This window comes from Kitasatospora sp. NPDC057223 (genome assembly GCF_042669755.1).
GTDB lineage: Bacteria > Actinomycetota > Actinomycetes > Streptomycetales > Streptomycetaceae > Kitasatospora.
In genome coordinates this window covers 106,427-129,458 of record NZ_JBHUWW010000004.1, presented here as the reverse complement: position 1 = coordinate 129,458, position 23,032 = coordinate 106,427, and the positions used below count along the sequence as shown (strand labels likewise).

The 23,032-nt window shown below is 73.3% G+C and carries 20 protein-coding genes; 10 read left to right on the top strand and 10 right to left on the bottom strand.

Annotated elements, in window-relative coordinates; translation table 11 throughout:
- Window positions 1-183: 183 nt before the first annotated feature.
- Window positions 184-363, top strand: coding sequence for a hypothetical protein (locus tag ACFUK0_RS03215; protein WP_380246289.1), 180 nt, complete (start codon window positions 184-186; stop codon window positions 361-363).
- Between the two features lie 37 nt (window positions 364-400).
- Here ACFUK0_RS03215 and ACFUK0_RS03210 read toward each other — a convergent pair whose 3' ends face one another.
- On the bottom strand, window positions 401-2,215 hold the full coding sequence (locus ACFUK0_RS03210) for a DUF2398 family protein (RefSeq protein WP_380246288.1): 1,815 nt from the start codon (window positions 2,213-2,215) through the stop codon (window positions 401-403).
- Window positions 2,216-2,370: 155 nt separating this feature from the next.
- Between ACFUK0_RS03210 and ACFUK0_RS03205 the strand changes: the two genes are divergently transcribed.
- Together ACFUK0_RS03205 and ACFUK0_RS03200 are read left to right on the top strand one after the other, a co-directional pair.
- Window positions 2,371-3,231, top strand: coding sequence for a sterol desaturase family protein (locus ACFUK0_RS03205; protein WP_380246287.1), 861 nt, complete (start codon window positions 2,371-2,373; stop codon window positions 3,229-3,231).
- A complete protein-coding gene (locus tag ACFUK0_RS03200; RefSeq protein WP_380246286.1) occupies window positions 3,228-3,932 on the top strand; it encodes a lysoplasmalogenase in 705 nt (234 codons plus the stop codon). The genes ACFUK0_RS03205 and ACFUK0_RS03200 overlap by 4 nt, the downstream gene beginning before the upstream one ends.
- Window positions 3,933-3,986: 54 nt before the next feature.
- Here the strand turns inward: ACFUK0_RS03200 and ACFUK0_RS03195 are convergent, their stop codons facing one another.
- The 7 genes from ACFUK0_RS03195 to ACFUK0_RS03165 form a co-directional block, all read right to left on the bottom strand.
- Entirely contained in the window at window positions 3,987-4,574 is a 588-nt protein-coding gene (locus ACFUK0_RS03195; RefSeq protein ID WP_380246285.1) for a hypothetical protein, read from the bottom strand.
- A 170-nt stretch (window positions 4,575-4,744) separates the two neighbouring features.
- Window positions 4,745-5,548, bottom strand: a complete 804-nt coding sequence (locus ACFUK0_RS03190; RefSeq protein ID WP_380246284.1) for an exodeoxyribonuclease III — start codon at window positions 5,546-5,548, stop codon at window positions 4,745-4,747.
- Window positions 5,549-5,678: 130 nt separating this feature from the next.
- Entirely contained in the window at window positions 5,679-7,436 is a 1,758-nt protein-coding gene (gene ggt / locus ACFUK0_RS03185) for a gamma-glutamyltransferase (protein ID WP_380246317.1), read from the bottom strand.
- A 345-nt stretch (window positions 7,437-7,781) separates the two neighbouring features.
- Window positions 7,782-8,891 carry an ROK family glucokinase gene (locus ACFUK0_RS03180; RefSeq protein ID WP_380246283.1) on the bottom strand — a complete coding sequence of 370 codons (1,110 nt, stop codon included), beginning with the start codon at window positions 8,889-8,891 and terminating at the stop codon, window positions 7,782-7,784.
- Window positions 8,888-9,676: an ATP-binding cassette domain-containing protein gene (locus ACFUK0_RS03175; RefSeq protein WP_380246282.1), complete on the bottom strand. Its 789-nt coding sequence runs from the start codon at window positions 9,674-9,676 to the stop codon at window positions 8,888-8,890. Before ACFUK0_RS03175 ends, ACFUK0_RS03180 begins: the two co-directional genes overlap by 4 nt.
- A complete protein-coding gene (locus tag ACFUK0_RS03170; RefSeq protein WP_380246281.1) occupies window positions 9,673-10,722 on the bottom strand; it encodes an ABC transporter permease in 1,050 nt (349 codons plus the stop codon). Before ACFUK0_RS03170 ends, ACFUK0_RS03175 begins: the two co-directional genes overlap by 4 nt.
- Window positions 10,719-11,720, bottom strand: a complete 1,002-nt coding sequence (locus ACFUK0_RS03165; RefSeq protein ID WP_380246280.1) for a substrate-binding domain-containing protein — start codon at window positions 11,718-11,720, stop codon at window positions 10,719-10,721. Before ACFUK0_RS03165 ends, ACFUK0_RS03170 begins: the two co-directional genes overlap by 4 nt.
- A gap of 359 nt (window positions 11,721-12,079) precedes the next feature.
- On the opposite strand from ACFUK0_RS03165, the gene ACFUK0_RS03160 reads away from it, so the two are divergent.
- Complete coding sequence (locus ACFUK0_RS03160; protein ID WP_380246279.1) at window positions 12,080-13,225, top strand: alpha/beta hydrolase; 1,146 nt, start codon at window positions 12,080-12,082, stop codon at window positions 13,223-13,225.
- A gap of 100 nt (window positions 13,226-13,325) precedes the next feature.
- Here the strand turns inward: ACFUK0_RS03160 and ACFUK0_RS03155 are convergent, their stop codons facing one another.
- On the bottom strand, window positions 13,326-14,918 hold the full coding sequence (locus ACFUK0_RS03155; RefSeq protein ID WP_380246278.1) for a PucR family transcriptional regulator: 1,593 nt from the start codon (window positions 14,916-14,918) through the stop codon (window positions 13,326-13,328).
- A 537-nt stretch (window positions 14,919-15,455) separates the two neighbouring features.
- Between ACFUK0_RS03155 and ACFUK0_RS03150 the strand changes: the two genes are divergently transcribed.
- The 6 genes from ACFUK0_RS03150 to ACFUK0_RS03125 all read left to right on the top strand — a co-directional run bounded on the left by ACFUK0_RS03150 (window position 15,456) and on the right by ACFUK0_RS03125 (window position 22,669).
- Window positions 15,456-16,346, top strand: a complete 891-nt coding sequence (locus tag ACFUK0_RS03150) for an FAD binding domain-containing protein (RefSeq protein WP_380246277.1) — start codon at window positions 15,456-15,458, stop codon at window positions 16,344-16,346.
- Window positions 16,343-16,828 carry a (2Fe-2S)-binding protein gene (locus ACFUK0_RS03145; protein WP_380246276.1) on the top strand — a complete coding sequence of 162 codons (486 nt, stop codon included), beginning with the start codon at window positions 16,343-16,345 and terminating at the stop codon, window positions 16,826-16,828. The genes ACFUK0_RS03150 and ACFUK0_RS03145 overlap by 4 nt, the downstream gene beginning before the upstream one ends.
- Window positions 16,825-19,185: a xanthine dehydrogenase subunit D gene (pucD, locus tag ACFUK0_RS03140; protein WP_380246275.1), complete on the top strand. Its 2,361-nt coding sequence runs from the start codon at window positions 16,825-16,827 to the stop codon at window positions 19,183-19,185. Before ACFUK0_RS03145 ends, pucD begins: the two co-directional genes overlap by 4 nt.
- Before the next feature lie 293 nt (window positions 19,186-19,478).
- Window positions 19,479-20,969 carry an NCS2 family permease gene (locus tag ACFUK0_RS03135; protein WP_380246274.1) on the top strand — a complete coding sequence of 497 codons (1,491 nt, stop codon included), beginning with the start codon at window positions 19,479-19,481 and terminating at the stop codon, window positions 20,967-20,969.
- A gap of 81 nt (window positions 20,970-21,050) precedes the next feature.
- A complete protein-coding gene (locus ACFUK0_RS03130; protein ID WP_380246273.1) occupies window positions 21,051-22,226 on the top strand; it encodes an XdhC family protein in 1,176 nt (391 codons plus the stop codon).
- 152 nt (window positions 22,227-22,378) lie between these two features.
- On the top strand, window positions 22,379-22,669 hold the full coding sequence (locus ACFUK0_RS03125) for a hypothetical protein (RefSeq protein WP_380246272.1): 291 nt from the start codon (window positions 22,379-22,381) through the stop codon (window positions 22,667-22,669).
- 144 nt (window positions 22,670-22,813) lie between these two features.
- Here ACFUK0_RS03125 and ACFUK0_RS03120 read toward each other — a convergent pair whose 3' ends face one another.
- Window positions 22,814-23,026 carry a hypothetical protein gene (locus tag ACFUK0_RS03120; protein ID WP_380246271.1) on the bottom strand — a complete coding sequence of 71 codons (213 nt, stop codon included), beginning with the start codon at window positions 23,024-23,026 and terminating at the stop codon, window positions 22,814-22,816.
- Window positions 23,027-23,032: the final 6 nt, after the last annotated feature.

Sequence of the window (23,032 nt, the reverse complement as noted above, 5' to 3'; positions counted from 1 at the left end):
ATTTGGCACCGGCCGCCGGGACGTCGACGGCGAGCAGCCGGCCGCTCGGGGGCCCGCACGGACCCGGGTCGAGCGGAAGCCGCCGTCCGGGTGACCGCGCGCCGACAGACCGACGTCCGGCCCCCGCTCAGGATTCACTCACGTGTAGTCATCGTTTAACACCTCGCTGGAATGCTCTGTGGCATGAACACCCAGCCTCCGCCCGCCACCCAGGACCAGCGCTTCCCGCTCCCCAAGCGCCACCGCCGCTTCCTCGCCTGCGCCGCCGTCGCCGCCTCGGTGGCGCTCGGCACGTTCGGCGTCGGCGCCACCGTCGAGACCGTGCGGAGCGACTCGGTCGCGACGGCCACCGCCGCACGCTGAACGGGAGCGGGCCGGCGGCGCGGCAGGTGCGGGCGGTTCAGGCCGGCAGGCCCTGCTGGCGCTCGGACCGGCTCCGGGACGGGGCCGGGATCAGCGGTTCGCCGTGGCCCTGGCGGTGCGGGCGGTCGGTACGCTCCGGCGCCTCGGCCCGGCCCGGGCCCCCGTCGCGGTCCGGTCGGGAGTGCCGGCCGGTGCCCGGCGCGGGCAGCAGCTCGGCCTCGGGGGCGTAGCGGGCGGCGGGGGCGCGCAACAGCCAGCCGGGCGGGTAGGTGCCGCGCGGCGTACGGCTGATCAGGCCCATCCGGGCGAGCAGGTCGAGGGCGTCGCGGCGCAGCGCCGTCCGGTCGGCGAGGTAGTCCCGGCGCCAGCCGGCCCGCAGGCCGTACTCGTCGGCGATGTCGCCGAGGGCCCCGTCTATCAGCGCGTCGGGTATCGGCACGGCCCCGGCGGCGGGCTCGCCGGGCAGCGGGCGCAGTTCCTCGACGAGGTGCTCCACCAGCAGCAGTGCCGCCCGGGCGAGGGTGCCGGCGCCGGCCGGCACGAGGTCGGTGAGTTCGTCGGCCGGGTCGAGCAGGGCGACGCCCTCGGTGCGGATTTCGGCGTCCAGGCCGAGGAACCCGGCGAAGGTCTCCGCCTCGGCGTGCCGGTGCTCCAGCAGCCAGGACCGCTGCTCCGGGGTGAGGTCGTCGAGCAGCACGACGGGGGTCTCGGCGAGCCGGCGGCGGACGACCGTACCAGGCAGGGCGTCGGCGGCCCGGCGGACGAGGTCCTCGGCGCAGGCGGCGAGGGCGGGCGGACCGGCCGGCACCGCCCGGGCCAGCTCGCGGTCGACGGTGAGGAGCGCGGTCGGGTCCAGGGTGTCCAGACCGCTGCCGGTGGCGCTGAGCACCTGCCATTCGGTCAAGACGGCCAGTGCGGCGGCGAGGTCGGCCTCGGGGTGGCCGGCGGGCACCGGGGCGGCCGCGCGGACGGCCGCGACCAGCTGCCCGAGCGGGAGCTGCTCGGGGGCGTCGACCAGGACGGACAGCACGACGGCGAGCTGGGCGTACTCCCCCGGCGTGAACGGCGTGCCGGTGCCGGGCCGCTCCAGCCGGCGGTCGCCGCCGGGCCCGAGGCCCGCCTTGCAGAGGCGGGCGTGCCAGGGGCCGACCACCAGCCGGTAGCCGAGGAGCGCGGCAAATCGTTCCGTCAGCCAGTCGCGGTGACGGCGGATCAGCGGGAAGCCGTCACCGTGCGGGCCGGCGGCGGTGACCAGCGGGTGGGCGAGCAGCAGCCGGGCGGCGATCCGGCGTTCGGCGGCGGCCGGGCTCTCCTGCGGGGCCGCGGGGGCGCCGGCGGGCTCGGGCCGGCGGTGCCTGCCGCGCCTGCCGCCCGCCGCGGTGTCCGGCGCCGCGGCCTCGCCCGTCCGCCGGGCGCGGCGCAGGCCGGGCAGCGGCCGGGCCTCGCGGCCGGCCGGGGCGGCGGGGGCGTGCACGCTCGGCCCGTGCCACCAGCTGACGTCCTCGCAGCCGTCCGGTCCGGTGGCACCGGCGGTGTGCCGGGCGCCGAAGTGCCGGGCGCCGTAGAGGCCGAAGGCGGCGGCGAAGAGGTCGTGGGCACCCTCGTCCCCGGCGGCGGCGAACCAGCCGGCGAGGCGCAGCAGTCCGGGGTCGGGGGTCGCGTCGAGCCCGGCCGGCTCCTGCCGCGACAGCGGCGCCGCACCCGTGGACCGGCCGGCCGGGGCGGCCCCCGGGCGGCCCCCGCGCACGGCGACACAGGCGTCGGTGGCGCCCCGCCCCGCCCCGCCCGTGCGCCCGTCCGACGTGCCGCCTGGCACCCGTACGGTGCCGGCCGCGTACTCCTGCTGATCCATGTCGTCGACCAGATTAGTCGGTGGGCACGGCACCCGGTGGCAGCAACCGGCCGACACGGCGAATTGTCCGGCCCGCGCCCGGCCGCCGGACCGGAATCTACGCGTCGGTAACAACCTCTTCCGCCGGGTGCCCGCCGTCGCTTATGGTGCCGGACATGCCGAACCTGCCCGACGTGGTGCTGTGGTCGATACCCGCCTTCGTGCTGCTCACCGTCCTGGAGATCGCCTCGTTCCGGTTCCATCCGGACGAGGACGAACAGGGCTACAGCCGCAAGGACACCACGACCAGCCTCACCATGGGCCTCGGCAGCCTGGTCTTCGACGCGCTGTGGAAGATCCCGGTCGTCGCGATCTACGCGGCGCTGTACGAACTGACTCCGCTTCGGGTGCCCGTCCTGTGGTGGACGGTGCCGCTGATGCTGCTGGCGCAGGACTTCTTCTACTACTGGTCGCACCGCGGCCACCACGTGGTCCGGATCCTCTGGGCCTGCCACGTGGTGCACCACTCCAGCAAGCACTACAACCTCTCGACGGCGCTGCGCCAGCCCTGGACGAGCGCCACCAGCTGGGTGTTCTACGTCCCGCTGATCCTGGCCGGAGTGCACCCCGCCGCCCTCGCGTTCTGCTCCTCCGCCAACCTGGTGTACCAGTTCTGGATCCACACCGAGCGGATCGGCCGGCTGCCCCGGCCGGTCGAGTACGTCCTCAACACGCCGTCCCACCACCGGGTGCACCACGCCTCCCAGGGCGGCTACCTGGACCGCAACTTCGGCGGCATCCTGATCGTCTGGGACCGGCTGTTCCGCTCGTTCGCCCCCGAGACCACCAGGCCGGTCTACGGCCTGACGAAGGATCTGGACACCTTCAACCCGTTGCGGGTGGCCACCCACGAGTACGCGTCCATCGCCCGGGACTGGGCCGCCGCCGACAACTGGCGCGACCGCCTGCGCCACCTCACCAAGGGGCCGGGCTGGCAGCCGGGACCCCAGGACCGCCCGGAGGGCACCGCCGCATGAGCCTCAGCACCACGACCCGCGCCGCCCTCGGCGGACGGCTGCGCGCCGCCCGCGGCCTGCTCACCGGCTTCGCCGCCACCTCGGCCGCGCACCTGGGCGCGATCCTCGCCCACAGCCCGGCGCTCCAGCACGCCACCAAGCCGGCCCTGATGCCGCTGCTCGCCGCGCACAGCCTGACCGCCGCCCCGCGGGCGCCGAAGCTGCTCGCCCCCGCCCTGCTGCTCAGCGCCGGCGGCGACATCCTGCTGCAGGCCGGCGGGGACACCGCCTTCCTGGCCGGCATGGGCTCGTTCGCGGCCGCGCACGTCTGCTACGTGACGATGTTCGTGCAGCGCGGCGCGCTCGACGACCGGCGGCGTACGGCGGTCGTGGCGGCGGCCTACGCGGTGGCCTGGGCGGTGCTGGTCGGGCGGCTCTGGCCGGGGCTGGGCGACCTGCGGATCCCGGTCGCCGTCTACAGCCTGCTGCTGACCTCCACCGCCGTCACCTCCGCCCGGCTGGGGTGGCGCACCGGCCTCGGCGGCGCGCTCTTCCTGCTCTCGGACACCCTGATCGCCACCCAGCTGGCGGACTGGCGGGAGCTGCCCGGGCACGAGTTCTGGATCATGGCGACGTACGTGGTCGCGCAGTACCTGCTGATGAGCGGCCTGCTGAAGGCGGGCCGGGCGGACGAGGACGCGGCGGTCGCGCCGACCGCCTGAGACGACTCGGAGCCCCCGGCCGTGGCCGGGGGCTCCGCGCGCAACGGCCAGGATTCAGGCCGAGCCCGAGCCCGTCCGGCGGCGGAGCAGCAGGAAGCCGCCCACCCCGCCGACGACCAGGGCCGCACCGCCGGCCAGCTCGGCCGGGTTGGTGCCGACCGAACCGCCGAGGCCGGTCTGCACGGCGCCGTGCGGCGCCTCGGTCAGGCCGGTGGTGTGCCCGGCCACCGAGGACGCCCAGTCACCGGCGGCCTGGGTGGCCGCAGCACTGTGACTCGGGGTCGAGCCGGTCACCGTGGTCACCGTCACCGTGGTGGAGAACGTGGCACCGTCCGGGCACTTGCCGTCGACCTTGGCGTCGCCGCCGGGTTTGTTCGCCACCTTCGCCGAGCCCGTGTGCCGGCCGTCCGAGCCCAGGGTGAGGGTGGCGGGGCCGCCCTCGAAGGCCGCGGATTCGGCGGTGATGGTCTTGGCGGTGCTCTTCTCGCAGGACACGGTGACGGTGACGGTCTGACCCGGCGCAGCCTGGGACGGGCTGACCGATGCGCGGTCACCGTCCTTGGCGAGCGCCGCCGGGGCCGCGAAGCCGATCAGCAGGGTCGCACCGGTCAGAGCTGCGGCGGCCGTACGCGTGGGGCGCATACCGGAACCTCCAGGATTCTCGGGCGCAGTCGGGGACGCGAGTGTCCACGTGAACGGACAACTACACCCAGTTACCCCATACCGTAGGCAGCGCCCCCGGGGACGGCCACCGCATACGACCGTTCGGGGACGGCCGTCACGCTCCGCCACCAGGGCCGGAGCCCGGCGGCTCAGAGGTCGAGGTCGACGACCACCGGCGCGTGGTCGGACGTCCCCTTGCCCTTGCGGGCCTCGCGGTCGACGTAGCTGTCCGTCACCGCGTCCGCGAAGGCCTTGTTGCCGTACGTCAGGTCGATCCGCATCCCGCGGTTCTTCGGGAAGGCCAGCTGGCGGTAGTCCCAGTAGGTGTAGGGCCGGTCGTACTTGAGCGGACGCGGCACCACGTCCTGCAGCCCGGCCTCCTGGAGGGCGGTCAGGGTGGCGCGCTCGGCCGGGGTGACGTGGGTCAGACCGGCGAAGGCCGCGATGTCGAAGACGTCCTCGTCGGCGGGCGCGATGTTGAAGTCGCCGAGGACGGCGAACGGCCGCCCGCCCGCCGCGTCCTCCAGGACGGCCCGGCGCAGCGTCTCCAGCCACTCCAGCTTGTACCGGTAGTGGGCGTGGTCGACCTCGCGGCCGTTCGGCACGTACACGGACCAGACCCGGACGGGGCCGCAGGTCGCGGCGATCGCGCGCGGCTCGACGTCGGGCAGCAGGGCGTCGTCGGCGAGGAAGCCGGGCTGCTCGGGCAGGCCGCGCACCACGTCGTCGAGGCCCAGGCGGGAGACCACGGCGACGCCGTTCCACCGGCCGGTGCCGTGGGCGGCGGTCTCGTAGCCGAGCTCCTTGACGGCCTCGTACGGGAAGGCCTCGGTGGAGCACTTGAGCTCCTGGAGGCAGAGCACGTCGGGCTCGGCGCTCTCCAGCCACTCCAGCAGTTTGGGCAGCCTGGCGGTGACGGAGTTGATGTTCCAGGTGGCGATGCGGACGGTCACGGCGGGCGGCCTTCCCTGGTGGTGCGGACGAGGGCCGTCCGGACCGGGGTACGGACGGGGTACGGACGGGGTGGGCGCCGCTGCCGACGCCCACCCCGAATCTACCGTCCGGCACCGACAACGGACCGGATCACCGGGACGGCCGCACCACCGCCGCCGCGCCGCCGCCGCGCCGCACGGGTTCGGCCGCGGCCACCCAGCGCCCGTCCGGCAGCCGCTCCACGCCGGTCGCGGCGCCGATCTCGGGCGTGGCCGCGAAGACCTGTCCGAGCGCCTCCAGCCGGGCCCGCTCGGGCAGCGCCAGGAAGGCCGGCTCCGCCTGGGTGGTTGCGCCGTTGCGCTGGCTGGCCCGGGGCGCGGCGATCGCCTGTTCCAGCGTCAGGCCCCGGTCGAGCCGGCCGAGCAGCACCTGCAGCACCGTCGTGATGATCGTCGCACCGCCGGGCGAGCCGGCCGCGAGGACGGGCTCGCCGTCGCGCAGCACGACGGTCGGCGCGATCGAGGAACGCGGCCGCTTGCCGGGCCCGGGGAGGTTGGGGTCGGGCACCCCTGGCGTGTTGGGCGTGAACGAGAAGTCCGTCAGTTCGTTGTTGAGCAGGAATCCCCGCCCGGGCACCGTGATGCCGCTGCCGCCGGTCTGCTCGATCGTCAGGGTGTAGGCGACGACGTTGCCCCACTTGTCGGCGACGGTCAGGTGGGTGGTGCTCGGCCCCTCGTAGGTCTCGGTGCCGGCCGGGCCCTCGCTCGCGCAGTCGGCCGGCCGGCGCGGGTCGGCCGGGGCCAGCGGGCTGGTGAGCGCGCGGTCCGGGCTGATCAGGCAGGCCCGGGCGGCGGCGAAGCGCGGGGACAGCAGCTGCCCGGTGGGCACGTCGGAGAAGCGCGGGTCGCCGACCCAGCGGTTGCGGTCGGCGAAGGCGATCCGGCTCGCCTCCAGGTAGTGGTGGTAGTACTGCGTCGCGTCCGCCCCGGCGAGGTCGGTGTCCTCCAGGATGCCGAGCGCCTCTCCGGTGGTGGTGCCGCCGGAGCTGGACGGCGCGATGCCGTACACGTCGTAGTCGCGGTAGGCGACGTGGGTCGGCTGCTGACGGGCGACTCGGTACGCCGCGAGGTCGGCCGCGTCCACCCGGCCCGGCCGGGCGACGCGCCCGGACGCCGGGTCGACGGGCGGCTGCTGGAGCGTACGGACGATGTCGGCGCCGATCGGGCCCTGGTACAGCGCCTTCGTGCCCTCCCGGCCCAGCTGCCGGTAGGTGGCGGCGAGATCGGGGTTGCGCAGGGTGGATCCGACCTCGGGGAGCCTGCCCCCGGGCAGGAAGAGCCGGCTGGTCTCCGGGAAGTCCCTGAACCGGGCCTCGTTGCCGGCCGTCTGGTCCTGGAACGTCCGGTCGACGGTGAACCCCTCGTCGGCGATCCGCTCGGCCGGCTTCAGCACCTCGCCGAGCGGGCGGCTGCCCCACAGCTGGAGGGCCTTCTCCCAGGTGGCGGACGTACCGGGGACTCCGACGGCCAGCCCGCTGGTGACGGCGTCGGCGAAGGCCAGCGGCCTGCCGTCCTCCAGGAAGAGCGACTCGTCGGCCGTCCGGGAGGCCGTCTCCCGGCCGTCCAGGGTGGACACCCGGCCGGTCGCGGCGTCGTAGTACACGAAGTAGCCGCCGCCGCCGATTCCGGCCGAGTACGGCTCGGTGACACCCAGCGCGGCGGCCGTGGCGACCGCCGCGTCCACGGCGTTGCCGCCGCCCCGGAGCACCTCGATCCCGGCGGCGGTCGCGTCCGCGTCCACGCTGGCGACCGCCCCGCCCCGGCCCACCGCCTCGGCCGCCTTCTGCGGCGGCGGCGCACTCGCCTGCGCCGGCCCGACGGTGGCACAGACCAGCGCGGTGGCGAGCAGGAGCGGCGGGGCGATGCGGGCCAGGGCTCTCACGGGACCTCCTGAGACGATGTCAGGTCCGTTCTTTCACAGGGGAGGTGTACCCGACAACAGGGCGTCGGGATTCCGCCGTCCAGTTACCCACGCCACACTCACTACGCATTGCATGTGCGACGGCACTCCTGGTAATCATTGTCATGGCTCGCACACGAGAGGGGAGGCGCCATGAGAAGACGTAAGCGCAAGAGAAGAAGACCCGACGTACCACCGCAGACACCCGCCCGCCGTCGCACCGGCAGGTAGCCCGTACGAGCGCCTGGCGGCCGCCCGGGCCGCCAGGCCGTGCACTGCCCGGCGGGTACGCCCCTACGGCGTGACGCTGCGCTCGACGCGGTGGCGCTTGATGGTGCGGAACCGGCGCGCCACCTGGCGCGCGAGGTCGGCGGCGCCGACCAGCCCGGCCTCGTTGCCGAGAGCCGCGTGCACGATGACGGCCTCCGGGCGGAAGCCCCGGCCGGTGAGGGTGCGTTTGAAGGCCTCCCGGGCCGGGCCGAGCAGCAGGCCGCCCGCCTCGGAGACACCGCCGCCGATGACGAAACGTCCGGGGTCCAGCGCGGCGGCCAGGTTGGCGATGCCGACGCCGAGCCAGGTGCCGACCTCGTAGAGCAGTTCGGTCGCGACCGGGTCACCCTCCCGGGCGGCCTCGGTGACCAGCGGGCCGGTGATCCCGGCCGCCGTGCCGCCGGCCCGCGCGAGCAGCGGCTCGACCACCGGGGACTCCTCCGCGACCAGCTCCCGGGCGTCCCGGACGAGGGCGTTGCCGGAGGAGTACTGCTCCCAGCAGCCCCGGTTCCCGCACGGGCAGCGGTGCCCGCCGGGCACGACCTGCATGTGGCCGAACTCGCCGGCCAGCCCGTACTTGCCCCGGTCCACGTACCCGTCCCGGACGACGGCGCCGCCGATCCCGGTGCCCAGGGTGAGCATCACCATGTGGTCCTCGCCGCGCCCGGCACCGAAGCGCCACTCGGCCCAGGCGGCCGCGTTGGCGTCGTTCTCGACGATCACCGGGAACCGCAGCCGCTCGCTCAGGGCCTGCTGGAGCGGCTCGTTGCGCCAGTTCAGGTGCGGGGCGAAGAGCACCCGCGAGCGGTCCGCGTCGACCCAGCCGGCCGCACCGATGCCGACGGCGTGCACGTCGTGGCGGTCGGCGAGCCGCAGCACCAGGTCGACGATGACGTCCTCGACCACCTTGGCGCTCTTGCTCTTGTCGGGGGTGTCGGTGCGCAGCTTCTCCAGCACCCTGCCCTCGCCGTCGACCACTCCGGCGACCACCTTGGTGCCGCCGATGTCGATCCCGATGGTGGGCAGCCGCAGGATGCTCGCGGGCAGCGAACGGCGGCGGCGCTCGGCGCGCGGGCCGAGGCCCAGCAGGGTCGGCAGGACCGCCTGCCTGGGGGCGGCGTTGGGGCTGGTCACTGCTGCGGACGCTCCTTCGGGTCGGTGCGGGCCAGCTCGTGGCTGAGTTCGGCGAGGTCGGACCCGCCGGCCATCTCGGTGGTGAGCTGTTCGAGGGTGGTCTCCGCGCGCGGGTGGCTACCGGCCATCCTGCCCCGCTTGAGCAGGGTGAAGTGGTCGCCCACCAGATAGGCGTGGTGCGGGTTGTGGGTGATCAGCACGACGCCGAGGCCCGCCTCGCGGGCCGCCGTGACGTATTTCAGCACCACTCCGGACTGCTTGACGCCCAGCGCGGCCGTCGGCTCGTCCAGGATCAGCACCTTGGCGCCGAAGTGGACGGCCCTGGCGATGGCGACGCACTGGCGCTGCCCACCGGAGAGGGTGCCGATCGGCTGGTCCACGTCGTGCAGGTCGATGCCCATCCGCAGCAGCGCCTCGCGGGTGGTGGCGCGCATCCCGGCGGTGTCCATCCGGAGCCGGCCGCGCTCGGAGCCGAGGAAGAAGTTGCGCCAGACCGGCATCAGCGGGACGACCGCGAGGTCCTGGTAGACGGTGGCGATCCCGCGGTCCAGGGCCTGGCGGGGCGAGCCGAGCCGGACTTCCTCGCCGGCGATGGTGTAGCCGCCCTCGTCGTGCTGGTGCAGCCCCGCGATGATCTTGATCAGGGTGGACTTGCCGGCGCCGTTGTCCCCGAGCACGCAGCTGATCTCGCCCTCGTGCAGCGTCAGCGAGACGTCCTGGAGCGCGCGGACGGAGCCGTACGTCTTGCCGACCCCGGTCAGGGCGAGCAGTTCACGGCCCGTCACCGGCCCGGCCCCCGCTCGACCCGGCGGCGCACCCAGGAGTTCAGCAGCGCGGCCAGCAGCAGCATCGCGCCGAGGAAGAACTTGAACCAGTCGGGGTTCCACTCGGCGTAGACGATGCCCTTGCTGGTCATGCCGAAGATCAGCGCGCCGAGGGCGGAGCCGATCACCGAGCCGTACCCGCCGGTGATCAGGCAGCCGCCGATGACGGCCGCCACGATGTAGATCAGCTCGTTGCCGACGCCCTCGCCGGACTGCACGGTGTCGAAGGAGTACAGCAGGTGCTGGCCGAGCACCCAGGCGCAGAAGCCGACACCCAGGTAGAGCGCTGTCTTCGTGCGGGCGACCGGCACTCCCACGGCGCGGGCGGCGGCCGCGTCCCCGCCGACCGCGAAGATCCAGTTGCCGAAGCTGGTGCGCAGCAGCACCCAGCTGCCGATCGCCAGCAGGCCCAGCCACCACCAGACGGTGGCCTTGACCGACAGCCCGCCGACGGTGATCTCGGAGGCGAACAGCCAGCGGCAGGAGGCGAAGCCCTGCATGTCGGAGATCGGCCTGGTGGTGACCGTCCCGGTGACGAGCTTGGTCACGCCGAGGTTGGCGCCGGTGAGCATCAGGAAGGTGCCGAGCGTGACGATGAAGCTGGGCAGCCGGGTGCGGCCGAGCACCCAGCCGTTGAAGCCGCTGACGGCGAGCACGACCAGCAGCGACACGAAGGTGCCCACCCAGGTCACCGCGGTGAGCTGGTAGGACACCATCGAGGAGGTCAGCGCGGCGGTGGTGACCAGGACGCCGGCCGAGAGGTCGAACTCGCCGCCGATCATCAGCAGCGAGACCGGCACGGCCATGATCCCGATGGTGGAGGCGGCGTACAGCACGGTGCCGATCGAGGACGCCCGCAGGAAGCTGTCGGCGGCCACCGAGAAGACCAGGAACACGGCGACGGCCGCGATCAGCGCGCCGGTCTCCGGCCGGCCCAGCAGGCGGCGGGCCACCGGTGGGCGCTCGCTCGCGAGGACGTCCGTCGGGGGCGGGGCGGCGGCGGTCATCGCGTACCCCTCGCGACGTACTGGGCGAGCGCGGCCGCGTCGTCCTTGGTGAGCACCTGGGGCCCGGTCAGCACCGGCTTGCCGCCGCCGAGCACGTCCAGGTTGTAGCGGTAGAGCCAGAGCAGGTCGACGCCCTCGTAGCCCTGGAGGTACGGCTGCTGGTCGACGGCGAAGCCGACCGTGCCGGCCTGCAGGCCGGCCACCACCTGGGTGCCCAGGTCGAAGGTGTCGAGCTCGACCGGGCGGCGGGCGTCCTGGATCGCCTGCAGGCCGGTGGCGGCGATCGGGGCGCTCAGCGTCAGCACGGTGTCCAGCGCCGGGTCGGCCTGGAGCTTCGCGGAGATGGCGGCCTTCGCGTCGGGCATGCTGACGCCGTCGACGTAGAGGGTCTGGAACTGGCCGCCGAACTTCGACTGCGCGCCGGAGCAGCGCTGCTCCTGGCCGACGTTGCCCTGCTCGTGGATGACGCAGAGCACGTTCTTGCGGCCCCGGGCGTCCAGCGTGGCGCCGGCCGCCTGGCCGGCCGTGGTCTCGTCCTGGCCGATGTGGGTGAGGGCGCCGAACCGGGCGGAGAACTCCTGCCCGGAGTTGATGCTGATCACCGGGATGCCGGCGGCCTTCGCCTTGGCCAGCACCGGCCCGAGCGCGTCGCCCTTGGCGAGGCTGACCAGCAGGCCGTCGACCCGCTGGTCGATGGCGGCCTGCACGAGCTGGACCTGGTTCTGGGTCTGCGCGTCGTTGGAGTACAGGAAGGTGATGTTGTCCTTCGCCGCGGCCTGCTCGGCGCCCTTGCGGACGGTGTCCCAGAAGGCGTCGCCGGCCCCGGCGTGGGTGACCATCGCGACCTTCCAGCGCGGGGTGTCCACCGCTCCGCCGGCCGTCGCGGCGGCGCGCTCGCGGGCCTGCTCGGCCCGTCTGCCGCCGGTGCTGCTGCAGCCCGCGAGGGCCACCATCAGCACGAGTGCCGCGCAGAGCGGACGGAGTCGGGTCTGGCTCATGGGTGCGTGTCTCCTGCTTCGCCGGCCGGGCGGCCGGAACCGACCGGCTCATGCACCAGTCTGGGACGCCGGGTGTCCGGATGCCGGGACCGCCTCGCCCGGCCCCGTCTCATCGGAACGGTATCGTGCCTGCTGGGGGGCATTCCTTGGAGATCCCTGGGCGAATCCTGCGACCGCGCCCGCGCGGGTGGCAGACTGTGCGGGGATCGGATGCAGATCATCAGCAAAATGTGATGTTCCTCTCAGGTTTCCCACAGATTCGGTGGCAACCGATCATCTGTTCCCTGCCGTCCCATCCCATTGGAGAGCGCACCGGGCAAGCGGGCCCGCGCGGCTTGCAAACCGGATACGAGAACTCGATGCAACTGACTGGCACTCCGTTCCTCATCTGCACGATCATCCTCGTGCCGGTCTCGATCGCGGCCGCGATGCTGCTCTGGGGCAGAGTCCGCGGAGCGAAGCCGCTGAAGGTCCTGTCCAGGCTGGCCATGCTGCTGTTCTGCCAGCTCACGGCCGTGCTGATGGTCTTCGTGATGGTGAACAACGCCAACCTGATCTACGGCAACTGGGACGACCTGCTCGGCACCGGCCACCACGTCCGCGCCGTCCCGTCCGTGCCGCCCGCCACCGCCGACGGGGCCGGCGGCACGCCGGCGCCGGGCCAGGACGCGAAGCCGCCGGCCCCGGCGAAGGTCGTCCAGTCCTTCAAGAACGTGGACGACCCCAAGGTGCCCGGGGACGTGCGGCGCACCGACCTGAAGGGGCAGCTCTCCGGGATCGACGGCGAGGTGCTGGTCTGGCTCCCGCCGCAGTACGACGAGCCCGCGTACAAGGACCGGAAGTTCCCGGTCGTCGAGCTGATCCCGGGCTGGCCGGGCTCCTCCAGCACCTGGTACGGCACGCTGAAGGTCTCCGAGCAGCTCAAGCCGCTGATGCAGCAGGGCAAGGTCGCCCCGTTCATCCTGGTCTCGCCCCGCACCCTGCTGCTGGGCAACCAGGTCGACGCCGGCTGCACCGACGTGCCCGGCAAGGCCAACGCCGAGACCTGGCTGGCCCGGGACGTCCCGCAGATGGTCCTGGACAACTTCCGGGTCGACCCCTCGCCGGACCGCTGGGCCGTCGCCGGGTACTCCGCCGGCGCGCACTGCGCGACCAAGCTGGCCCTCGCCCACCCGAACCGCTACCGGGCCGGGGTCAGCCTCTCCGGGTACAACGACCCGGCCGCCGAGAAGGACTCGCTGGCCGGCCAGGACCCGAAGCTGCGCGAGGCCAACAACCCGCTCAACATCCTGAGGAACGCCGCCCAGCCCCCGAAGGTCGCCCTCTACCTGAGCGGCAACAAGGGGGACGGCTACGAGGACGCGGTCGCCCTCCGGGACGCCGCGAAGGCACCGACCACCGTCCAGCCGGTGGAGACCACCGGGCCGCACGCCAGCGACGTCTGGAAGCCGATGGTCCCGGGCGTGTTCGAGTGGCTCACCGGTGTGATCCCCGTCCAGCCCTGAACCCGCTCCGCCCCGGCTCCGGCCCCGCTCCCGCCCCGCTCTGACCCCGCGTACGCGCCGACGGGCCCCCGCAGACCGCCTGCGGGGGCCCGTCGCGGCGTCAGGCCAGTTCCAGCGCCAGGTAGAAGTCGACGCGGTCCTCCAGCCGGGAGAGGTCACGGCCGGTCAGTTCCTCGATCCGGCCGATCCGGTACCGCAGGGTGTTCACGTGCACGTGCAGCTGGGCGGCGCAGCGCGTCCAGGAGCCGTCCGAGCGCAGGAAGGCCTCCAGCGTGCGGACCAGGTCGGCCTGGTGCTCGATGTCGTACGCGATGACCTTGTCCAGGAGCCGGCTGCGGAAGGCCCGGCGGACCTCGTCGGGGACGGCGGCGAGCAGCAGGACGTGGGAGGCCAGTTCCTCCGGCCCGGCCACGCAGACCCGGCCGACCCGGGCGGCGGCGATCCGGCGGGCGTGCCGGGCCTCCTCCAGGGCGCCGCGCAGTCCGCCGGCCTCCTGGGCGGGGGCGGAGACGCCGAGGGTGAGCCGCCCCTCGGAGCCGAGGCCGGCCTCCAGCGGCGCGAGCAGCAGGCGCATCGCCTCGGCGGGGACGGCGGTGTCCGGTGCGGGCAGCACGACGACCGCACCGGTGCCGCCGCCGGCGACCAGGGCGCGCTCGGAGGTCTCGGTGAGAGCTTCCTCCAGGATTGAACGGACCGCTCCTTCGGGTAGTCCTGTTCCTTCGGCGCTGACGACCAGCCAGGAGCCCTCGGCGGCCTGCGGCTTGGGCTCGCGGCCCTCGTAGCGGGCGGCCATCGCGGAGGAGGCGTACAGGGTGCGGCTGATCTCGGCCGGGTCCGCGTCGCGCTGGAGCAGGGTGAGCACCTCGTCGGCGAGGCGCCTGCGCAGCCGGCGGCCCTCGTCGCGGCGGGTGCGCTCGGCGGCGACCAGGCGGGCCAGGTTCTCGGCGAGCTGCTGGCGCTTGGCCGTCCACTCGGTGACGTCGCCGGCCACCGCGAGCACCCAGTCGGCGAGCGGGGCGTCGGTGCCGGCCGTGGCGGGCGCGGGCAGCAGCGAGTAGGCGCCCGAGGCGAGCCTGGCCCGGTGCGGGGGGCGGCGGCGCTGGCGCTGGGCGCCGAGGTGGGCGCGGACGAGCTGGTCGCGGTCCTCGGCGGAGAGCCGGTCGGCGGGCCCGGCGATCACCGCGCCGGTGGGGGTGAGCACCCAGCAGTCGAGGTCGAGGTCGCCGCCGAGCAGGTCGAGGACGGCGTCCAGTCCGCCGCCGCCCGCGGCCGAGACCAGCAGCCGGTGACGGTCCACCAGGGCGGAGAGGTCGGCGGCGCGGTCCGCGGACACCTGCCGGCCGATGAACTCGGCGACGGCGCCGAAGGCGATGTCGTCGGGCACCGCGAGCAGCGGCATGCGGTGGCGCCGGCAGGCCTCGATGAGGTCCTGCGGCACCGGGCCGACCTCGGCCTCGCCGGCCGCGAGGGCGACGGCACCGCCGGCCGCGAGGGTGCGCACGAAGCGCTCGGAGTCCTCGGGGGCGGTGCGCCACAGCATGCCGGTGAGCACCAGTTCGCCGCCGTGCAGGTAGCGGCCGGGGTCGTGCAGGTCCGTGGTCATGACGCCGCTGACCTGTCGGTCCAGCTCGTCCTCCGCGGCGAGCAGCCGCAGTCTCGGGGCTCCGGGGGCGAGCAGGTCACGGACACGCATCCGCAGACTCCTTCGGCTGGGCTGGGCTGGGCTGGGGCGAGGCGAGGCGGGGTGAGGTGGGGCGGAGCGGGTGGGATGGGATCGGAGAGCAGGGATCGGTGCACCTGGCGGTCCGCCTGCGGGGCTCACAGTGTGCCCGAACATCCGTGCTCGGCGTTACGTATCAACCGGCTCGCGGGTCACGGGCCCGTAGCTTCCCCGTCACGGCCGGATTACGGTCGGGAGTGACGGCGTTGCGGCCGCTGGGCTGGGCGATTGTCCGCCTTAGAGGAACGTACAGGATGCCGGGCGGCAGTACGGCCGGGGCTTCATGCCATCGGTGACTGCCTCCGGGCGGCCCGTCGGCGGTTCACTGGCCACACGCCGCCGGACACATCCCGGTGACCAGGACTCAACGCTTCGGCAACGCGGCGGTAGCAAGGTCCGAGACACCAGGATTTCAGGACCCGTACGGACGCACCCGATGGGGTGGATCCGGGCGGACCCCGGGCACAGTGCCCAGTTGTTCGAGCTGGCAACGACTTGAGGAGACACCGCATGGAGTTCCTTCGGCCCGCTACCTGGGACGAGGCACTCGCGGCGAAGGCTGAGTACCCGACCGCGCTGCCCATCTCGGGCGGTACGGACGTCATGGTCGAGATGAACTTCGACGTGCACCGGCCATCCGCGATTCTCGACCTCAACCGCATCACCGAGCTCGCCGAGTGGGAGAACACCGGTGAGGTGGTGAAGCTCGGTGCCTCGGTGCCGTACACCCGGATCATCAACGAGCTGTCCGGCCCGCTGCCCGGCCTCGCGCTGGCCTCCCACACCGTCGGCTCGCCGCAGATCCGCAACCGGGGCGGCGTGGGCGGCAACCTCGGCGGGGCGTCCCCGGCCGGTGACGCGCACCCCGCGCTGCTGGCGGCGGGCCGGGACGTGTTCGTCGAGGTCGCCTCGGCGGTGCGCGGCACCCGGATGATCGCGATCGACGACTTCTACGTGGGCGTCAAGCGCAACTCGATGGAGCAGGACGAGCTGATCCGCGCCGTCCACATCCCGGTGGCGGACGGCCCGCAGCAGTTCTCGAAGATCGGCACCCGCAACGCGATGGTCATCGCGGTCTGCGCCTTCGGCTTCGCGCTGCACCCATCGAGCGGCACCGTCGGCACCGGGATCGGCTCGGCCGCCCCCACGCCGCGCCGCGCGGTGGAGGCCGAGGAGTACCTGGCGGGCGTGCTCGCCGAGCGCGGCCTGTGGGAGTCCGGCGCGCTGCTGGGCACCGAGGTGGTCCAGCGGTTCGGCGAGCTGGTGAAGGCCGCCGCCTCCCCGATCGACGACGTCCGGGGCACCGCCGAGTACCGGCGGCACTCGCTGGCCGTGATGGCCCGGCGCACCCTCACCTGGACGTGGAACGACTACAGCAAGCAGATCAGGAGCGCGGCATGAGGGTCACTTTCACCGCCAACGGCAAGCCCGTGGAGGCGGACGACGTCTGGGAGGGCGAGAGCCTCCTCTACGTGCTGCGCGAGCGGGTGGGCCTGCCGGGCTCGAAGAACGCCTGCGAGCAGGGCGAGTGCGGTTCCTGCACGGTCTACCTGGACGGCACACCGGTCTGTTCGTGTCTGGTCGCGGCCGGACAGGTGCAGGGCCGCGAGGTCCGCACCGTCGAGGGCCTGGCCGACGAGAACGGCGAGCTGGGCCTCGTCCAGCAGGCGTTCGTCGACGCCGGCGCCGTGCAGTGCGGCTTCTGCACCCCCGGGCTGCTCGTGCAGACCGACGCGCTGCTGGAGCAGGACGCGCAGCCCAGCGACATGGACATCCGCGAGGCCCTCTCGGGGAACCTGTGCCGCTGCACCGGCTACGAGAAGATCATGGACGCGGTGCGGCTCGCCTCCGCCCGCAAGTGTGCGAAGGCGGTCTCGGAATGAGTACGCGCACCATCCAGGGCCAGAAGAACCTGCAGGACATCCGGCAGGCCAGCCCGCACGGCATCGGCGGCTCGCCGCTGCGCCCGGACGGCACGCTGAAGGTCAGGGGCGAGTTCGCGTACTCGTCCGACATGTGGCACGAGGACATGCTCTGGGGTACGGCGCTGCGCTCGCCGCACCCCCGCGCGAACATCCTCTCGGTGGACATCTCGCAGGCCCTGAAGGTCCCCGGCGTCTACGCCGTGCTGACCCACGAGGACATCCCCGGCACGAAGTTCTACGGCCTGGAGATCCAGGACCAGCCGGCCCTGGCGATCGACAAGGTGCGCTACCACGGTGAGGCGATCGCGCTGGTCGCGGCCGACCACCCGGAGACGGCCCGCCGCGCGATGAAGAAGATCAAGGTCGAGTACGAGGTGCTCAACCCGATCGTCACCGAGGAGCAGTGCCTCAACCCCGAGGTGTACGGGTACGTCCACGAGCCGCACGAGTACAAGTCGCACGGCCACGGCAACATCTGCCACAGCCAGAAGCTGGTGCACGGCGGCGGCGTGACGGAGGAGATCCGCGCGCTCGCCGACGTGATCGTGAAGGCCGACTACGAGGTCGGCATGCAGGACCAGGCCTTCCTCGGCCCCGAGTCCGGCCTGGCCGTGCCCGCCGAGGACGGCGGCATCGACCTCTACGTCGCCACCCAGTGGCTGCACGTGGACCGCCAGCAGATGGCCCCCGTACTCGGCCTGCCCGAGGAGAAGGTCCGCCTCACGCTGGCCGGCGTCGGCGGCGCCTTCGGCGGCCGCGAGGACCTCTCGATGCAGATCCACGCCTCGCTGCTGGCCCAGCGCACCGGCAAGCCCGTCAAGATCGTCTACGCCCGCGACGAGTCCTTCTTCGGCCACGTGCACCGCCACCCGGCGCGGATGACCTACGAGCACGGCGTCACCCGGGACGGCAAGCTGGTCTTCGCCGACGCCCGGATCGTGCTGGACGGCGGCGCCTACGCCTCCGCCTCGCCCGCCGTCGTCGGCAACGCGGCCTCGCTCGGCCACGGCCCGTACGTCATCCCGAACGTCCGGATGGAGGCCGTCGCGCTCTACAGCAACAACCCGTCCTGCGGCGCGATGCGCGGCTTCGGCGCCGTCCAGGCGGCCTTCGGGTACGAGTCGCAGATGGACAAGCTCGCCGCCGAGCTGGGCATGGACCCGGTCGAGCTGCGCCAGCTGAACGCGATGTCCGAGGGCGACACCATGCCCACCGGGCAGGTCATCGACTCGCCCGCACCGGTCGCCGAGCTGCTCCAGCGGGTCAAGGACATGCCGCTGCCGCCGCCGCTGGAGCTGACGGACGTCGACGTCCGCACGCTGCCCGGCGCGCTGTCCAACACCTCGCACGGTGAGGGCATCGTCCGCGGCATCGGCTACTCGGTCGGCATCAAGAACGTCGGCTTCTCCGAGGGCTTCGACGACTACTCCACCGCCCGGGTCCGCCTGGAGGTGATCGGCGGCGAGCCGGTCGCCATGGTGCACACCGCGATGGCCGAGGTCGGCCAGGGCGGCGTCACCGTGCACGCCCAGATCGCCCGCACCGAGCTGGGCGTCGAGCAGGTCACCATCCACCCGGCCAACACCGAGGTCGGCTCGGCCGGCTCCACCTCCGCCTCGCGTCAGACGTACATGACGGGCGGCGCGGTGAAGTACGCGGCCGAGGCCGTGAAGGCCGCGCTGATCGAGAAGGGCCGCCGGCGCTACGGCTGGACCCAGACCGACATCACGCTGGCCGGCGGCAAGGTGGTCTCCGAGACCGCCGGGGTGCTCGTCCCCATGGTCGACCTGCTCGGCGACGAGGCGATCGACCTCACCCGCGAGCACCACCACCGCCCGACCGTCCCGTTCGACAAGGAGACCGGGCAGGGCTTCGGCCACGTCCAGTACACCTTCTGCGCCAACCGCGCGGTCGTCGACGTGGACGTCGAACTGGGCCTGGTCAAGGTGGTCGAGCTGACCGCCGCCCAGGACGTCGGCAAGGCCCTGAACCCGCTGTCCGTGATCGGCCAGATCCAGGGCGGCTGCACCCAGGCACTGGGCCTGGCCGTGATGGAGGAGATCATCGTCAAGGACGGGAAGGTGCGCAACGCCTCCTTCACCGACTACCTGATCCCCACCATCCTGGACACCCCGCCGATCCCGGTGGACATGCTGGAACTCCCCGACCCGAACGCGCCGTACGGGCTGCGCGGGGTCGGCGAGGCACCGACCGTCTCGGCCACGCCGTGCATCGTCGCGGCCATCCGGCAGGCGACCGGGAAGGCGCTCAGCCGCATCCCGGTCCGCCCCGAGCACATCACCGGGACCCTCTAGGACCCGGAGCGATCTTCCCCGGGGCGGTGACAGTCTTCCCCGCCGCCCCGGGGCAGCACCGAAGAGCACCGCCATGCACAGCCTGAACCACAGCCTGAACCACAGCCTGAACCACAGCCTCAGGCACAGCCTGAACCACAGCGAACGCATCCTGCCGCTGCCTCTCCCACGCCGGGGTTCTGCAGCGGTGCGCGATACGCGCACAGTGAGTCGAACAGTCCCCCTGCACCAGCTCTGCCTGGTCACCAGGTCGGCTCGCCCACCCCAACCCCCTATGAACCTTGGGAGTGGACATGACCCGGATCCCGACGGAGCCAGGTACCACTGAAGACAGATCCACCGAGGCCGACGCCACCCCGTCGCCCGCGGCGATACCGTCGAAGAACGTGCTGAACGCCTACTTCAAGATCTCGGCCCGCGGCTCCACCTTCGCGACCGAGATCCGCGGCGGCCTCACGACCTTCATGGCGATGGCCTACATCCTGCTGCTCAACCCGATCCTGCTGGGCGGCGCCGACAAGAACGGCGTCCACCTCGATCACGCGCAGCTGACCACGGCGACCGCGCTGGCCGCCGCCGTCACCACGATCCTGATGGGCGTGGTCGGCAACGTCCCGCTCGCCCTCGCCGCCGGCCTCTCGGTCTCCGGCGCGCTCTCCACGATCGTCGCCCCGCACACCACCTGGCCGCAGGCCATGGGCCTCTGCGTGATCTACGGCCTGCTGATCGTGCTGCTGGTCGTCTCCGGCCTCCGCGAGAAGATCATGAACGGCATCCCGCTGCCGATCAAGCACGCGATCACCATCGGCATCGGCCTGTTCGTCGCCCTGATCGGTCTCGTCAAGTCCGGCTTCATCCACCACGGCCCGGACCCGTTCGGCCCGCCGGTGTCGCTCGGCCCCAACAGCGAACTGGTCGGCTGGCCCGTCCTGATCTTCGCGGTCACCCTGCTGGCGATCTTCATCCTGCTGGCCCGCAACACCCGCGGCGCGATCCTGATCGGCATCGCCGGCGGCACCGTCCTGGCGTTCGTCGTCAACGGGCTCGTCGACCTGCCGGAACACACCTGGAGCAGCTCGGTCCCCGAGTGGCCCGGCAGTCCGGTCGCCGCACCCGACTTCGGCCTCTTCGGTGACATCGACCTGTTCGGGGCCTTCACCGGCAAGGGCATGGGCGCCATCAGCGCCTCGGTCGCGGTCTTCACCCTCGTCCTGGCCGGCTTCTTCGACGCGATGGCCACCATCATCGGCGTCGGCACCGAGGCCGGACTCGCCGACAAGCAGGGCCGGATGCCCGGCCTGTCCAAGGCACTGTTCATCGACGGCGCCGGCGGCGCCATCGGCGGCGTGGCGGGCGGCGGCGGCCAGACGGTGTTCGTCGAGTCGGCCACCGGCGTCGGCGACGGCGCCCGCACCGGCCTCGCCTCCCTGGTCACCGGCGGCTTCTTCGCCCTGATGCTGTTCTTCTCGCCGCTCGCCGGCATCGTCCCGGTCGAGGTGGCCTCCGCCGCCCTCGTCGTCATCGGGTCGATGATGATGAGCCAGGCGCGGCACATCGACTGGTCGGACCGCGAGGTGGCCATCCCGGCCTTCCTGACGTCCGTCCTGATGCCGTTCACCTACAACATCACCGCCGGTGTCGCGGCCGGCGTCATCTCCTACGTCGCCATCAAGGCCGGTACCGGCAAGTGGCGCGAGCCGGGCCCGCTGATGTGGGTCCTGACCGCGGTCTTCGTGGTCTACTTCGCGCTCAGCCCGGTCAAGGACCTGCTCGGCGTCCACTAGCGCCACCGCCGCCGTACGGGCACCCGGCCCGTACGGCGGCACCTCCCGTCAGCCCCTCCGCACCCGTAAGGAGCCACCGAGATGCAGGACATCGCCGAGCAGTTGCAGGCCTGGCACGCGTCCGGGCGCTCCTTCGCGGTGGCCACCGTCGTCGGTGTCTCCGGCAGCGCGCCGCGCGACCCGGGCGCGGCACTCGCCGTCGACGCGGCCGGCGAGGCGATCGGCAGCGTGTCCGGCGGCTGCGTCGAGGGGGCCGTGTACGAGCTGTGCCGGCAGGCCGTCGCCGACGGCCGGCCGGTGCTGGAGCGCTTCGGGTACAGCGACGAGGACGCCTTCGCCGTCGGCCTGACCTGCGGCGGAATCATCGACGTCTTCGTCCAGCCGGTCACCCCGGGCGCCGACCCCGCCCTCGACGCGGGCATCACCTACATCGCCTCCGGCTCGCCGGTCGCCCTGGCCCGGGTCATCGCCGGGCCCGCCGCCCTGGTCGGCGCCACCATCGCCGTCACCGCCGACAGCCACCACGGCACGCTCTCCCCCGCCCCGACGACGACCGGCGCCCTGGAACGCGCGGCCGTCGTCGAGGCCCGCGCCATGCTGGACGCCGGCCGCACCGGCCGGCTCGTCCTCGGCCTGGACGGGCGCCCCTGCGACGACGAGGGCAAGGGCACCGTCACCTTCTTCGTCGAGTCGTACGTGCCCGCGCCCCGGATGCTGGTCTTCGGCGCCATCGACTTCGCCGCCGCCGTCGTGAAGGTCGGCAGGTTCCTCGGCTACCGGGTCACCGTCTGCGACGCCCGCCCGGTCTTCGCCACCGCCCGGCGCTTCCCCGACGCGGACGAGGTCGTCGTCGACTGGCCGCACCGCTACCTCGACTCCCAGCTCGACCGGCTCGACGGCCGCACCGTGCTGTGCGTCCTCACCCACGACGCCAAGTTCGACATCCCGCTGCTGGAGCGCGCGCTGCGGCTGCCGGTCGGCTTCGTCGGCGCGATGGGCTCGCGCCGCACCCACCGCGACCGCAACACCCGCCTGCGCGAAGTCGGCCTCACCGATGCCGAGATCGGCCGGCTGCGCTCCCCCATCGGCCTCGACCTCGGCGCCCGCACACCCGAGGAGACCGCCGTGTCGGTGGCCGCCGAGATCGTCGCCCACCGCCGGGGCGGCTCCTGCCTGCCGCTCTCCGCGGGCCACGGCCCGATCCACCACGACCTCGCCCGCACCGGCGGCGAACCGGCCCGCCCGCACGCGGCCTGACCGGTCGCGGGACCCGGCCTCCCGCGAGAAGCTGGGGTACAAGGACTGGCCGACGGTACCCCGGCCCCGTCCGAGCGCGGTGCGCCGTCGGCACGTCACCGCCCCGGGCGACGCCCCCGCAGGCGGCGCTCCTCGGACAAGGACATCCGCTCATGCGCACGCTGCTGAACGTCGAACTCGACACCGAGGCCGCCAACAGGCTGATCAAGGACGGCACCCTGCCCAAGGTGATGGGCGACCTGATGAGCGCCCTGAAGCCCGAGGCCGCCTACTACTACGCCCGCGACGGGCGCCGCTGCGCCACCCTCGTGATCGACCTCGCCGACGAGGCGTCGATCCCCTCGGTCTGCGAGCCGTTCTGGGTCCAGCTCAACGCGCACGTCTCGGTGCACCCCTGCATGAACGGCGACGAGTTGCAGACCGGCCTCGGCCGGCTCGGCTGACCGGCCGTCAGCCACCGCGGGTGACGGCCCGTCCGTGCCCGGGAGCGGCCCGCGCACGCGCGCGGCCCCCGGGAACGGTGTCGTCCCCGGGGGCCACCAGCACGCCGCCGCGGCCCGGAGGCCGCGGGGCCCGCACCCGGCAGGTCAGCCGTGGGTCTCCTCGGACGCGTCCAGCCAGCTGGCGTGCGGGCCGAACAGGCCGACCCCGGCGGTGCCCGCCTGCAGCTTGCTCAGCGACGAGGGCAGCTGCGGGTGGTGGCCGCCGTACGCCATCGCGGCGCTCGGGGCGGCAACGGCTGCGACGGCCGCGAGAGCGGCGATCGCGACGAGCTTGGGAAGCGTCACACGAACCGACATCACAAT

What these genes read in the sequence shown, in the direction of transcription:
- ACFUK0_RS03125 (WP_380246272.1), top strand. Translation starts at nt 22,379, where the DNA reads ATGCGCACGCTGCTGAACGTCGAACTCGACACCGAGGCCGCCAACAGG.
- ACFUK0_RS03215 (WP_380246289.1), top strand. Translation starts at nt 184, where the DNA reads ATGAACACCCAGCCTCCGCCCGCCACCCAGGACCAGCGCTTCCCGCTC.
- ACFUK0_RS03135 (WP_380246274.1), top strand. Translation starts at nt 19,479, where the DNA reads ATGACCCGGATCCCGACGGAGCCAGGTACCACTGAAGACAGATCCACC.
- ACFUK0_RS03145 (WP_380246276.1), top strand. Translation starts at nt 16,343, where the DNA reads ATGAGGGTCACTTTCACCGCCAACGGCAAGCCCGTGGAGGCGGACGAC.
- ACFUK0_RS03160 (WP_380246279.1), top strand. Translation starts at nt 12,080, where the DNA reads ATGCAACTGACTGGCACTCCGTTCCTCATCTGCACGATCATCCTCGTG.
- ACFUK0_RS03155 (WP_380246278.1), bottom strand. Translation starts at nt 14,918, where the DNA reads ATGCGTGTCCGTGACCTGCTCGCCCCCGGAGCCCCGAGACTGCGGCTG.
- ACFUK0_RS03170 (WP_380246281.1), bottom strand. Translation starts at nt 10,722, where the DNA reads ATGACCGCCGCCGCCCCGCCCCCGACGGACGTCCTCGCGAGCGAGCGC.
- ACFUK0_RS03210 (WP_380246288.1), bottom strand. Translation starts at nt 2,215, where the DNA reads ATGGATCAGCAGGAGTACGCGGCCGGCACCGTACGGGTGCCAGGCGGC.
- ACFUK0_RS03200 (WP_380246286.1), top strand. Translation starts at nt 3,228, where the DNA reads ATGAGCCTCAGCACCACGACCCGCGCCGCCCTCGGCGGACGGCTGCGC.
- ACFUK0_RS03130 (WP_380246273.1), top strand. Translation starts at nt 21,051, where the DNA reads ATGCAGGACATCGCCGAGCAGTTGCAGGCCTGGCACGCGTCCGGGCGC.
- ACFUK0_RS03150 (WP_380246277.1), top strand. Translation starts at nt 15,456, where the DNA reads ATGGAGTTCCTTCGGCCCGCTACCTGGGACGAGGCACTCGCGGCGAAG.
- ACFUK0_RS03205 (WP_380246287.1), top strand. Translation starts at nt 2,371, where the DNA reads ATGCCGAACCTGCCCGACGTGGTGCTGTGGTCGATACCCGCCTTCGTG.
- ACFUK0_RS03165 (WP_380246280.1), bottom strand. Translation starts at nt 11,720, where the DNA reads ATGAGCCAGACCCGACTCCGTCCGCTCTGCGCGGCACTCGTGCTGATG.
- pucD (WP_380246275.1), top strand. Translation starts at nt 16,825, where the DNA reads ATGAGTACGCGCACCATCCAGGGCCAGAAGAACCTGCAGGACATCCGG.
- ACFUK0_RS03120 (WP_380246271.1), bottom strand. Translation starts at nt 23,026, where the DNA reads ATGTCGGTTCGTGTGACGCTTCCCAAGCTCGTCGCGATCGCCGCTCTC.
- ACFUK0_RS03195 (WP_380246285.1), bottom strand. Translation starts at nt 4,574, where the DNA reads ATGCGCCCCACGCGTACGGCCGCCGCAGCTCTGACCGGTGCGACCCTG.